The organism is Acidovorax sp. SDU_ACID1, assembly GCF_045291395.1.
Lineage (GTDB): Bacteria > Pseudomonadota > Gammaproteobacteria > Burkholderiales > Burkholderiaceae_C > MR-S7.
The window spans coordinates 918,589-930,140 of record NZ_CP152342.1 but is presented as its reverse complement, the minus strand read 5'-3'; the positions used below and the strand labels follow the sequence as shown (position 1 = coordinate 930,140).

Genomic DNA, 11,552 nt, shown 5'->3' with positions numbered 1-11,552 from the left:
CCAGCTACTTAAACCATAGCAATGTGGATCGAAGCCGCCCTCGCCCTGCTGGCCCTGGCCCTCGCCCTGGCCGCGCGGCCCTGGCGGCTGCTGGCCAGCCGCGAGCCCCTGGCCCACGAAACCCATGGCGCGCCCGCCGCGTTGTGGACGCCGCTGCTGGCCACCCTGGCGCTGCTGCCCTGGGCCTGGGCGCTGCCCACGCTGCACCGCATGCCGCTGCAGCTGCAGTGGTCGGGCGCCTGCCTGGTGCTGCTCATGCTCGGCTGGCCGCTGGCCGTGCCCACGCTGCTGGCGGTGGGCGGCATCGCCGCGCTGGTCTCGCCCGGCCTGGCCTGGGGCGACGCGCTGGGCCTGGCCGTGTGGCAGGGCGTGGTGCCGGCCTCGCTGGCGGTGCTGCTGGGCGCGGCGGTGCGCCGGCTCTCCGGCACGCGCGCGCTGGGCGGCGCGCGCCTGTTCGTCTACGTGCTGGGCCGGGGCTTCCTGGGCACGGCACTGTGCGTGTTCGCCGCCGGCACGCTGTCGCAGTGGGTGGGCCACGTGCTGCCGGGCGTGGGCGAGCAGCTCTCGCTGGTGGCGCGCTGGCTCATGGCCTGGGGCGACGCGGTGGTCACCGGCATGCTGTGCGCGGTGTTCGTTGCCTTCAAGCCCGAGTGGCTGGCCACCTGGTCCGACCGGCTGTACCTGGACCAGCGATAGCACCTGATGATTAGCCGCCATACCGTATGATCGCGGCATGGTGCTCGAACAGAAATACCTCGCTCTGCTGCAGGAGGCCGAACGGCGGCAGCTTCCCGACCTGCAAGGCATCCGCCTGTGCTTCCAGACCCTGTCGCTGGCCGCGCGCATCGACCGCGACTGCGCCGCGCTGCTGGCCCCGCACGGCCTGTCGGAAGGCCGGTTCGTCATGCTCTTCCTGCTCGACGCCGCGCCCGACGGCCTGGCGCCCAACCTGCTGGCCGGGCAGGCGGGCGTCACGCGCGCCACCGTCACCGGCCTGCTCGACGGGCTGGAGCGAGGGGCGCTGGCCGAGCGCCATGCCGAGCCCGGCGACCGGCGCGCGCTGCGCATCCGGCTCACGCGCAAGGGCCGGCAGTTCGCCCGCACGCTGTTCGAGCAGCACGGCCAGTGGATCGCCGGCCTGTTCGGCAACCTGACCGCCGCCGAACGCACGCAGCTGGCCCGGCTGCTCGACAAGGTGGCCGCCAACACCGGCGCAGCGGCACATGGCGCCGCCTGAGCGCAAGGGCGCCACGCGCGCCGCGGACATTCCCGCCGGCGTGCTCGACGCGCTCTCGCGCGGCACGCTGCCCACGGCCACCCTCGCCGAATGCCTGGTACTCGACCAGGCCAAGCTGCTGCGCAGCGTGTTCCCCGGCCTGCCGCCCGCCCTCCATGCCGCTGCCGAGGACGCGTGCCGCCTCGGCATCCTGAAGCGCATGGAGCGCATCGGCGCGTTGCTGCTGCAGGCACTGGGCAGCCCCGGCATCGGCACCTGCAGGGTCCACCCCGCCGACACGGTGCGCGGCTGGGCCTGCTTCATGGTCGGCGCGCAGCCAGGGCTGGACCTGCCCACGCGGCTCGCCGCCATCCGCCCGCTGGCCGACGATGCGCACTTCGGCGTGCGCGAATGGGCCTGGATGGCCGTGCGCCCGCACCTCGCGCGGCAGCTGCCCGAGGCCGTCGCGCTGCTGGCCGCCTGGACGGATGCGCCCTCCGAGCGCCTGCGCCGCTTCGCCAGCGAGGCACTGCGCCCGCGCGGCGTCTGGTGCGCCCACATCGCGGACCTCAAGAGCCGCCCCGACACCGCACTACCCCTGCTGGTGCCGCTGCGCGCCGATCCCAGCGCCTACGTGCAGGACTCGGTAGCCAACTGGCTCAACGACGCAGCCAAGGACCGGCCCGACTGGGTGCGCGCGCTGTGCGCCCAGTGGCTGCAGGATGGCGGCTGCGCCGCCACGCAGCGCATCTGCCAGCGCGCGCAGCGCAGCCTGCAACCGGGCGCGGGGCGGCGATAATCCGCGCTCCCATCCGATTTTTAGTCTTTTTGCCTGTTTGCCCTTGTGGAACAAGCGCAGGCAGCTATCTTTTCAGAAGCATATGACCGCCCACGCCACCCCCACCGAATTCGCCCCCGGCCTCGTCGTGCAGGGCATCGCGCCGCCGCTGCGCCTGGCCGATTACAAGCTCATCGCGTTCGACATGGACTCCACGCTCATCAGCATCGAGTGCGTGGACGAGATCGCCGACGCCGCGGGCCGCAAGGCCGAGGTGGCGGCCATCACCGAGGCGGCGATGCAGGGCGTGATCGCCGACTACAAGGAAAGCCTGCGCCAGCGCGTGGCGCTGCTCAAGGGCGTGGGCATGGACCACCTGGAGCGCGTGTTCGCCGAGCGGCTGCGCTTCACCCCCGGCGCGAAGGAACTGATCGACACCGCCAAGGCCGCGGGCCTGGCCACGCTGCTGGTATCGGGCGGGTTCACGTTCTTCTCCGACCGCGTGAAGACGCATCTGGGCATCGACTTCGCACGCTCCAACGTGCTGGAGGTCGAGGGCGGCCAGCTCACCGGCCGCATGGTGGACCAGCCCTGGGGCGACATCTGCGACGGGGCCGAGAAGCGCCGCACGCTGCTGGAGGTGGCATCGCTCATGGGCATAGACCCGCGCCAGGCGATCGCCGTGGGCGACGGCGCGAACGACCTGCCGATGATGGGCGCCGCGGGCCTCTCGGTGGCCTACCACGCCAAGCCCGCCGTGCGCGCGCAGGCCAAGGTGGCGATCAACCAGGGCGGGCTGGACCGGCTACTGGAAGTGCTGCGCTGAACGCACGCGCGCCAACGCTCCCCTATTCATAGCTGCCAGCGCTTTCCAGTAAAGCGCCGCAGCCCTATTTCGCCATAAATTCCCTCCATAAAGATATGGCGCCATATATGAATATGAAAATAAAAACGAATTGCCGGGCGTGTGCCCGTCTTACACTTGCGCCCTAGCAATCGCCCTCTTGCATGAAGCGGCGATGTGGAGTAACCCATTCAAAGGACGCTGATCGCCATGCTGAAGAAAACCCTCTCCGCCATTGCCCTGGCCACCCTCGCGCTGGGCGCGCAGGCCGCCGACGTGCTCAAGGTGGCCGCCACGGCCGTGCCGCATGCGGAAATCCTGAACTTCGTGAAGCCCCAGCTCAAAGCCCAGGGCGTGGACCTGCAGATCAAGGAATTCAGCGACTACGTGCAGCCCAACGCCGCCGTGCAGGACAAGCAGCTCGACGCCAACTTCTTCCAGCACCAGCCCTATCTGGACAGCTACAACAAGGACCGCAAGAGCAGCCTGGTGGCCGTTCCCAACGGCAAGGTGCACGTGGAGCCCTTCGGCGCCTACTCCAGCAAGATCAAGAATGTGAATCAGCTCAAGGACGGCGCCATCGTGGCCATCCCCAACGACCCCTCCAATGGCGGTCGCGCGCTGATCCTGCTGGCCAAGCAGGGCCTGATCGAGCTGAAGGACTCCAAGAGCCTCACGCCCACGCCGCTGGACGTGGCCAAGAACCCCAAGAAGCTCAAGTTCAAGGAACTCGAAGCCCCGCTGCTGCCGCGCGCCCTGGCCGACGTGGACCTGGCCCTGATCAACACCAACTACGCGATCGAGGCCAAGCTGAACCCCACGCAGGACGCGCTGTTCATCGAAGGCGCCGATTCGCCCTACACCAACATCGTGGCGGCCCGCGCCGACCGTGCGGGCGACGCCACCATCGCCAAGCTGATCAACGCGCTGCACACGCCCGAGGTGAAGAAGTTCATCCAGGACAAGTACAAGGGCGCCGTGGTGCCCGCGTTCTGAGCCTCTCCACGCTCCATCCCTGAAGCGCTGCTCCTGCAGCGCTTTTTTTATTCCCGCCGCACCACGCCCCAAAGCCAGGCATGCGGCTGCACCAGCGTGAGGCAGCCGCGGTGTTCCTGCGCGCCCTGGCCCGCCGCCAGGCCGCAACAGTGCGGGTTACCGAGCATATTTCGGCACCCCCAGGTTGGCATGCTGCTTGCATAATTTTCAAGTCACTTGAATTTAGTGCCCATGACTTGCACAAATTTTCAATTGGCTTGAAACCCATCCAGCGCTCACTTCAAAGGGGAAAAAGGTGCCAAAGCAACATTCCGTCATCGCGGCCGCCATGCTGGCCGCCTCCGCCAGCATGCTCCTGGGCAGCGCGCCCGCAGCAGCCAAGGACGTCGTCAAGATCGCCTTCATCGGCCCGCTGACCGGCGGCGTGTCGGCCATCGGCCTGGGCGGCCGCAATTCGGCGGAGCTGGCCGTGCGCCTGCGCAATGCGGACCCCAAGGCGAAGTACACCTACCAGCTCGTGACGCAGGATGACGAATGCCGCCCCAACGTGGGCGTGCAGGTCGCCACCAAGGTCGCGGCCGACCGCAACATCGTGGCGGGCGTCACCCACTTCTGCTCCGCCGTGGCCATGGGCACCGTGGGCGTGTACAGCCGCTTCGGCATGCCGGCCGTGGTGTGGGGCGCCGTGCTGCCCGACATCACCTACGCGAACAACTTCAAGGAAGTCCACCGCGTCAACGGCACCATGATCAACCAGAGCGAGGTGGCGGCCAAGTTCGTCACCGGCCAGGGCTACAAGAAGTGGGCCGTCATCCACGACACCACCGACTACGGCAAAGGCCACAACAAGTACTTCAGCGAATACCTGAAGAAGGACGGCGGCACCATCGTGGGCACGTTCGGCGTCACGGCCGAACAGCAGGACTTCACGACCGAGCTGACCAAGATCCGCGAGCTCAAGCCGGACGTCATCTACTTCGGCGGCCTCACACCCCTGGGCGTGCGCATCCGCACGCAGATGGACAAGCTGGGCATCAAGGCGCAGTTCCAGGGCACCTCGGGTGTGATGTCCGACGCCTACATCCAGGGCGTGGGCCCGGAGCTGGCCGAGGGCTCGCTGGCCTTCCTGGAAGGCGCACCGCTGGAGAAGCTGCCGGGCGGGAAGCTCTTCTCCGAACAGTACCAGCAGCAGAAGTTCGGCGAGCCGCCCGAGGCCTACGGCCCGTTCGCCTTCGCCGCCACCAACCTGATCATCGACGCCGTGGAGAAGGTGGGCCCCGACCGCAAGAAGGTGCGCGACGTGCTCAACGCCACCAAGGATGCCGACACCGTGATCGGCAAGGTGACCTTCGACGACCACCGCCAGAACATCGTGCCGCTCGTGACCAAGTACGTGGTCGACGGCGGCAAGTGGGTGATCTGGGAAGACAGCGCCTACGCCAGCGGCAAGAAGAAGCTCGCCGGCCTGTAAGCACGACGCAGCGGCCCGCCCGCGTGCGGGCCGCGGCATGACAAGGGGAATCGGATGAGTGAACTCGGGCAATACATCTTCAACGGCCTGATGCTCGGCATGATCTATGCCATGGTCGCCGTGGGCTTCACGCTGTTCTTCGGCGTGCTGGACGTGATCAAGTTCTCGCACGGCGACGTGCTGATGGTCGGCGCGTTCGCCGGGTTGGCCGCATCGGTCGGCATGACCATGCTGAACTTCGGCTCGCCCTGGCTGCAACTGCTCGCGGTGGTGCTGTGCGCCATTTGCGTGACGGGCGCTTTAGGCGCGGCCATCGCCAAATACCTGATCCTGCCGCTGCGCAAGGCGCCGCCGCTCAACACCTTGCTCGCCACGCTGATGCTGGGCACGGTGATCCGCGAGGCGGTGCGGCTGTTCTACCCGGACGGCTCGAACCCCAAGCCCTTCCCGCGCCTGCTGCCCACCAGCTCGATCGAGCTGGGCGGCCTCTCGCTGCGGGTGGACAACCTGATGCTGCTCGCTGCGGGCACTGCCGTGATCGTGGGCGTGCACCTGCTCATCACGCGCACGCGCCTTGGCATGGCCATCCGCGCCGTGGCGCAGGACGGCGAGACCGCGCGCCTCATGGGTATCAACTTCGAGGCCGTGGTGCTGCTCACCTTCGCACTGGGCTCCGGCATGGCGGCCCTGGCGGGCGTGATGAACGGCCTGTACTACAACGAGATCAATTTCAACATCGGCCTGCTGCTGGGCGTGATCGGCTTCGCCGCCGCCATCCTCGGCGGCCTGGGCAACGTCTACGGCGCCATCCTCGGCGGCTTTCTGTTCGCCGGCCTGCAGGTGCTGGGCAGCGCGGCGCTGCCAGCCCTGGTTCCCGACATTCCCAGTGCGTACAAGGACGTGTTCGCCTTCGCCGTGGTCATCGTGCTGATGGCCTGGAAGCCGACTGGCCTGATCGCCGAAAAATCCAGCGAGCGCGTGTGACACCATGACCACCAGCCAACCCCACAATCCCACCCTGGTGCTGGCGCGCGCCAGCATCGCCCTCACCGTGTACATGTGGCTGTTCCTGCACGCCGAATCGCAGGCCGCCGTCGGCGCGCTGCTGGCCCTGGCTGCCATCGCGATCGCGCTGGCACGCAAGAGCGGCATCGCCGGGCAGATCGGCACGGCCGGCGCCCTGCGCCCCGGCCAGGCCAACCTCTGGGCCGCGGGCTCGGTGCTCGCCCTGATCGCGCTGTTCTACGACCAGCACTTCGCGCTGCTCATGATCTGCGCCGTGCTGCTCTACACCACCGCAGGCCTGGGGCTGACACTGCAGTTCGGCTTCTCCGGCGTGGCCAACTTCGCCGGCGCGGCCTTCTTCGGCATCGGCGCCTACGCCACGGCGGTGCTCGCCACGCACACGGGCATCCCGCACCTGCTGATCGTGGTGATCTCGGGCGCGATCGCCGCCGTGATCGGCTCGGTGCTGATCGCCCCGGTGCTGCGCACCCGCGGCCACTACGCGGCGCTGGTGACCATCGCCTTCGGCATCCTGTTCAAGACCTTCATCGAGGTGAACGACGTGCTGGGCGGCCCGCAGGGCCTGCAGGTGCCAGGCATGACGCTGTTCGGCTACGCACTCAACGACGGCTTCACCGTCTTCGGCCACGAGGCATCGTTCTACGTGAGCTACGCCCTGCTCAGCCTCGTGGTGTGCGGCGGCATCTTCCTGCTGGTGAAGGCGCTGGAGCGCTCCTGGGTCGGCCTCGCCATGGACGTGGTGCGCACCGACGAGACGGCCGCCGCCACCTTCGGCCTGCACATCGCGCGCTGGAAGGTCATCGCCTTCATGATGGGCAACTGCTTCGCCGGCATCGCGGGCAGCGTGTACGGCATGCTGACCGGCTTCGTGGCGCCGAACAACTTCACGTTCGCCGATTCGCTGCTGATGCTGTCGATCGTCATCCTGGGCGGCCTGGGCAACGCCGTGGGGCTGCTGCCCGCCGCGGTGATCGTGCTCGTGCTGCCCGAGAAGCTGCAGTTCATCCAGGAATACCGCTTCCTGTTCTACGCCGCGCTGGTGATCGCCATCCTGCTGTTCCGCCCCGACGGCCTGCTGCCGCGCAAGACCCGCCTGTTCTTCAGCCAGGAGGCCGCACGATGAGCCAGACACCCACCCTGGTCGAGGTCAAGGGCCTGACCATGCGCTTCGGCGGCCTGACGGCGCTCGACCATCTCGACATGTCCATCCATGAGGGCGAGGTGCTGGGCCTGCTGGGCCCCAACGGCTCGGGCAAGACGACGTTCTTCAATGTGCTGACGGGCCTGTACAAGGCCAGCAGCGGTAGCATCGCCTACCGAGGCGGCGAGATCATCGGCAAGACGCCGCAGGAGGTCTACCGCAGCGGCGTGGCGCGTACCTTCCAGCGCTCGCGCCTGTCGCTGCCGCTGACGGTGTTCGACAACATCGTCATCGGCGACTACCAGCACATGCAGCACGGGCTGGTCTTCAACCTGCTGCGGCGCCGTGCCTTCCGCGCCGAGTACGAGGCCTACGTGGAGAAAGTGCGCGGCCTGCTGGGCATCTTCAGCCCGCCGCTGGTGAGCCGCATGTTCGAGCCCGTGGAGACGTTCACGATGATCGACCGGCGCCGCATCGAGGTGTGCCGCGCGCTGCTGAGCCAGCCGCGCCTGCTGCTGCTGGACGAGCCCTCGGCCGGCATGACGCACGACGAGACGCACGCGCTGATGGGCGACATCCTGGACGTGCGCCGCAAGCTCGGCAACCTGACCGTGGTGCTGATCGAGCACGAGATGAACGTCATCGAGCGCATCACCGACCGCTGTGTCGTCCTGAACTACGGCAAGAAGATCGCCGAAGGGAGCTATGCGGAGATCACCTCCGACCCGCAAGTGCAGACCGCCTACCTGGGAGAGGAAACCGTATGAGCGCCCTGACCGTGAAAGGCCTGACCACGGGCTACGACAAGGTGAACGTGCTGCACGACGTGTGCATCGACGTCGCGCCGGGCAAGATCACCTGCATCCTGGGCGCCAACGGCGCGGGCAAGAGCACGCTGATCCGCTCCATCCTGGGGCTCACGCCGCCGCGCCAGGGCCAGATCCTGTGGAACGGCCGCGACCTCGCGGGCGAGAAGACGCACCGCATCATCGCCAGCGGCATCGCCTGCATTCCCGAAGGGCGCAAGGTGTTTCCGCGCATGACGGTGGCAGAGAACCTCGCGCTCGGCGCCTTCCTGGAAAAGGACTCGGCGCGGGTGCGCGAGCGTCTGGCCAAGGTGTACGAGATCTTCCCGCGCCTGAAGGAGCGCGCCGTGCAGCTCGCCGGCACCATGTCGGGCGGCGAACAGGCCATGGTGTCCATCGGCCGCGGCCTGATGGCCGAGCCCCGGCTGCTGGTGATCGACGAGCCTTCGCTGGGCCTGTCGCCGCTGTACGTGAAGGAAAATTTCAGCGTCATCAAGCACATCAACGCGCTGGGCATCACCGTGCTGCTGGTGGAGCAGAACGCGCGCCAGACGCTGGCCATCTCGCACTACGGCTACGTGCTCTCGCAGGGCCGCGTGATGGCCGAGGGCACGGCCGATGCGCTGGCCGCCAACGACGAAGTGAAAGCCGCCTATTTCGGCTGAGGAAAGGAACCCCATGCACGACTGCCTTGGATGGCCCGCCCGCGAACTGGTGGCCCGCCTCGCGCGCCGCGAACTGCGCGCCCAGGACGTGGCCCAGGCGTTCATCGAGCGCGTCCACGAACGTGAGCCCCAGGTGCTGGCCTGGCAGCACTTCGATGCCGCGCAGGTGCTGGCGCAGGCCCGTGCGCTGGACGAGGCGCCACAGGCCGGCGCGCTGCACGGCCTGCCCATCGGGGTGAAGGACCTGATGGACACCTGCGACATGCCCACCACCTACGGCTCGCCTATCTACGCAGGGCATAGGCCGCCGGTGGATGCGGGCTGCGTGGCGATGGCGCGCAGCGCCGGCGCCCTCGTCATGGGCAAGACCGTGACCACCGAATTCGCCACCTTCCAGCCCGGCCCCACGCGCAACCCGCGTGCGCCGCTGGACGCGCCGCGCACGCCGGGCGGTTCGTCCAGCGGCTCGGCCGCCGCCGTGGCGGCGGGCATGGTGCCGGTGGCCTTCGGCACGCAGACGGCGGGCTCCATCGTGCGCCCCGCGGCCTATTGCGGCGTGGTGGGCTACAAGCCCACGCACGGCACCCTGCCGCTCGCCGGCATCAAGCCGCTCTCGCCCAGCCTGGACACGGTGGGCGCCATCGCGCGCACCGTGGACGACGCCGCCTTCCTGGTCGGCACGCTGGCCGGTCTGCCGCTCGCGCCCCAGCCCATCGGGCGGCTGCGCATCGGGCTGTGCCGCACGCCGCATGGGGACCGGGCCGGCGACGACACACGCCGCGCTCTGCAACAGGCGGCCGACGTGCTCGCACGCGGCGGTGCGCGCGTGGCCGAGGTCATCCTGCCCGACACGTTCGCCTCGCTGAATGCCGCGCAGGTCGACATCATGGGCCACGAGGCCGCCGCTGCCTTCGCGCCGGAGCTGCGCACAGACTCCCACCTGTTCAGCCCGGCCTTTGCCGCCGTGCTGGCCAGCGGCCGGCAGGTGGACGGCATGCGCTTCTTCGCGGCGCAAGCGCAGGCACGCGCTGCGCGCCATGCGCTGGACGCCGTGTTCACCCAGGTGGACATACTGCTCGCCCCCAGCACGGAAGGCATCGCCCCGGCGGGACTGGAGGCCACGGGCGATCCCGTGTTCAACCGCATGTGGTCCCTGCTGGGCAATCCCTGCGTCCATGTCCCCGTGGGCACGGGCGCCCACGGCATGCCCGTGGGCGTAACGCTCGTCGCCCCCGCTTACCACGATGCCCAGGCCCTGAGCGCAGCACATGCGCTGGAGCGTACCCTGGCATAACCATCCCACAGGAGACCTCTTTGAACCAGCCACCCAGCCTCGACGCCCCGGCCCGCGCGCAGGACGCCGTGAACCACGACCGCCTGCAGGCCTCCATCGCCGCGCTGGCCGCATTCGGCGGCCGCGCGGACGGCGGCGTATCCCGCGAGACGCTCACCGACATCGACCTCGCCTCGCGCCGCCACCTCGTCGACCAGGCCCGCGCCCTGGGCTGCGAGGTCATGATCGACGACTGCGCCAACCTGTTCTTCCGCCGCCCGGGGCGGACAACGCGCTGCCGGCCGTGCTCACGGGCAGCCACGGCGACACCCAGCCCGTGGGCGGCAAGCTCGACGGCGCCTATGGCGTGCTGGCCGGGCTGGAAACCATCGCCGCGCTCAACGACGCAGACATCGAGACGCTGCGCCCCATCGAGGTCGTTGCCTGGACGAACGAGGAAGGCAGCCGCTTCGGCCCCGGCGCGATGGGCTCCAGTGCCTTCGTCGATCCGTCCCGGCTGCCGGGCTACCTCGGCTCCACGGACAAGGACGGCGTGCGCTTCGGCGATGCACTGCAGACCGCCCTCGCGCAGGCGCCCGGCCTGCCCCGCTGCGCCATGCAGCGCCCCCTGTCGGCCTGCGTGGAGCTGCACATCGAGCAGGGGCCCGTACTGGAGCGCGCCGGCATCCCGCTCGGCGTGGTGACGGGCATCCAGGCCGTGCGCTGGTTCACCGTGTCGTGCCACGGCGTGATGGCCCATGCCGGCACCACGCCCATGGACGAGCGCCGCGACGCGATGGCCGCGACCGTGCCGCTGGCGCAAAAGCTCTACGACTACGCAGCCTCGCAAAGCGCCGCCCAGCTGCGACTGACCCTGGGCCGCTGGCAGGTCACGCCCAACTCGGTCAACACGATTCCGGGCCAGGTGGACTTCACCGTGGACATGCGCTGCCTGGACGACGGCGTGCTCGACGGTTTCGAGGCGTTCCTGCATGCGCAGGCGGCCGCATCCCAGGGTGCCGTCACCATCGAGCGCTTCTTCCAGCGCGCACCCACGCACTTCCCGCAGCCCATGCTGGACCTGATCCAGGAAGCGGCCGGGCGCGCCAGCGCCCGGGCCGGGCTGCCCGCACCGCTGGCGCTGACCTCCGGCGCCTTCCACGACGCGATGTACCTGGCCGACCACTGCCCCACGGCGATGATCTTCGTGCCCAGCGAAAAGGGAATCAGCCACAATGCGGCCGAAGCCACGGCACCGCGCGACCTGTTCCTGGGCGCACAAGCCCTCGCCTACACGGTGACCGCCCTGGCCAATCGCTAGCTGAAAACCCCACCC

The 11,552-nt window shown here is 68.9% G+C and carries 11 protein-coding genes and 1 pseudogene; all 12 read left to right on the top strand.

Translation table 11 applies throughout. The features are described from left to right. The first annotated feature begins 21 nt into the window (after positions 1–21). The 12 genes and pseudogenes from AAG689_RS04520 to AAG689_RS04465 all read left to right on the top strand — a co-directional run bounded on the left by AAG689_RS04520 (position 22) and on the right by AAG689_RS04465 (position 11,537). A complete protein-coding gene (locus AAG689_RS04520; RefSeq protein ID WP_406624916.1) occupies positions 22–696 on the top strand; it encodes a hypothetical protein in 675 nt (224 codons plus the stop codon). 37 nt (positions 697–733) lie between these two features. Then, positions 734–1,237 carry a MarR family winged helix-turn-helix transcriptional regulator gene (locus tag AAG689_RS04515; protein WP_406624915.1) on the top strand — a complete coding sequence of 168 codons (504 nt, stop codon included), beginning with the start codon at positions 734–736 and terminating at the stop codon, positions 1,235–1,237. Continuing rightward, complete coding sequence (locus AAG689_RS04510; protein WP_406624914.1) at positions 1,224–2,015, top strand: DNA alkylation repair protein; 792 nt, start codon at positions 1,224–1,226, stop codon at positions 2,013–2,015. Before AAG689_RS04515 ends, AAG689_RS04510 begins: the two co-directional genes overlap by 14 nt. 82 nt (positions 2,016–2,097) lie before the next feature. Then, entirely contained in the window at positions 2,098–2,820 is a 723-nt protein-coding gene (gene serB, locus AAG689_RS04505) for a phosphoserine phosphatase SerB (protein WP_406624913.1), read from the top strand. Between the two features lie 228 nt (positions 2,821–3,048). After that, a complete protein-coding gene (locus tag AAG689_RS04500) occupies positions 3,049–3,834 on the top strand; it encodes a MetQ/NlpA family ABC transporter substrate-binding protein (protein ID WP_406624912.1) in 786 nt (261 codons plus the stop codon). Positions 3,835–4,162: 328 nt separating this feature from the next. Continuing rightward, the gene (locus AAG689_RS04495; protein WP_020231051.1) at positions 4,163–5,305 is read left to right on the top strand and encodes a branched-chain amino acid ABC transporter substrate-binding protein; all 1,143 of its coding nucleotides are present in this window, start codon (positions 4,163–4,165) and stop codon (positions 5,303–5,305) included. A 54-nt stretch (positions 5,306–5,359) separates the two neighbouring features. Continuing rightward, positions 5,360–6,289, top strand: a complete 930-nt coding sequence (locus AAG689_RS04490) for a branched-chain amino acid ABC transporter permease (RefSeq protein ID WP_406624911.1) — start codon at positions 5,360–5,362, stop codon at positions 6,287–6,289. 4 nt (positions 6,290–6,293) lie between these two features. Continuing rightward, the gene (locus tag AAG689_RS04485; RefSeq protein ID WP_406624910.1) at positions 6,294–7,454 is read left to right on the top strand and encodes a branched-chain amino acid ABC transporter permease; all 1,161 of its coding nucleotides are present in this window, start codon (positions 6,294–6,296) and stop codon (positions 7,452–7,454) included. Next, on the top strand, positions 7,451–8,239 hold the full coding sequence (locus tag AAG689_RS04480) for an ABC transporter ATP-binding protein (RefSeq protein WP_406624909.1): 789 nt from the start codon (positions 7,451–7,453) through the stop codon (positions 8,237–8,239). Before AAG689_RS04485 ends, AAG689_RS04480 begins: the two co-directional genes overlap by 4 nt. Next, complete coding sequence (locus tag AAG689_RS04475; protein ID WP_406624908.1) at positions 8,236–8,943, top strand: ABC transporter ATP-binding protein; 708 nt, start codon at positions 8,236–8,238, stop codon at positions 8,941–8,943. Before AAG689_RS04480 ends, AAG689_RS04475 begins: the two co-directional genes overlap by 4 nt. A gap of 13 nt (positions 8,944–8,956) precedes the next feature. Beyond that, positions 8,957–10,237, top strand: coding sequence for an amidase (locus tag AAG689_RS04470; protein WP_406624907.1), 1,281 nt, complete (start codon positions 8,957–8,959; stop codon positions 10,235–10,237). 20 nt (positions 10,238–10,257) lie between these two features. Further along, positions 10,258–11,537, top strand: a pseudogene (locus tag AAG689_RS04465) (M20 family metallo-hydrolase). Positions 11,538–11,552: the final 15 nt, after the last annotated feature.

Excerpts from the sequence above, each read along its gene's own strand:
- AAG689_RS04520 (WP_406624916.1), top strand. The coding sequence starts at position 22 with ATGTGGATCGAAGCCGCCCTCGCCCTGCTGGCCCTGGCCCTCGCCCTG.
- AAG689_RS04515 (WP_406624915.1), top strand. The coding sequence starts at position 734 with ATGGTGCTCGAACAGAAATACCTCGCTCTGCTGCAGGAGGCCGAACGG.
- AAG689_RS04510 (WP_406624914.1), top strand. The coding sequence starts at position 1,224 with ATGGCGCCGCCTGAGCGCAAGGGCGCCACGCGCGCCGCGGACATTCCC.
- serB (WP_406624913.1), top strand. The coding sequence starts at position 2,098 with ATGACCGCCCACGCCACCCCCACCGAATTCGCCCCCGGCCTCGTCGTG.
- AAG689_RS04500 (WP_406624912.1), top strand. The coding sequence starts at position 3,049 with ATGCTGAAGAAAACCCTCTCCGCCATTGCCCTGGCCACCCTCGCGCTG.
- AAG689_RS04495 (WP_020231051.1), top strand. The coding sequence starts at position 4,163 with ATGCTGGCCGCCTCCGCCAGCATGCTCCTGGGCAGCGCGCCCGCAGCA.
- AAG689_RS04490 (WP_406624911.1), top strand. The coding sequence starts at position 5,360 with ATGAGTGAACTCGGGCAATACATCTTCAACGGCCTGATGCTCGGCATG.
- AAG689_RS04485 (WP_406624910.1), top strand. The coding sequence starts at position 6,294 with ATGACCACCAGCCAACCCCACAATCCCACCCTGGTGCTGGCGCGCGCC.
- AAG689_RS04480 (WP_406624909.1), top strand. The coding sequence starts at position 7,451 with ATGAGCCAGACACCCACCCTGGTCGAGGTCAAGGGCCTGACCATGCGC.
- AAG689_RS04475 (WP_406624908.1), top strand. The coding sequence starts at position 8,236 with ATGAGCGCCCTGACCGTGAAAGGCCTGACCACGGGCTACGACAAGGTG.
- AAG689_RS04470 (WP_406624907.1), top strand. The coding sequence starts at position 8,957 with ATGCACGACTGCCTTGGATGGCCCGCCCGCGAACTGGTGGCCCGCCTC.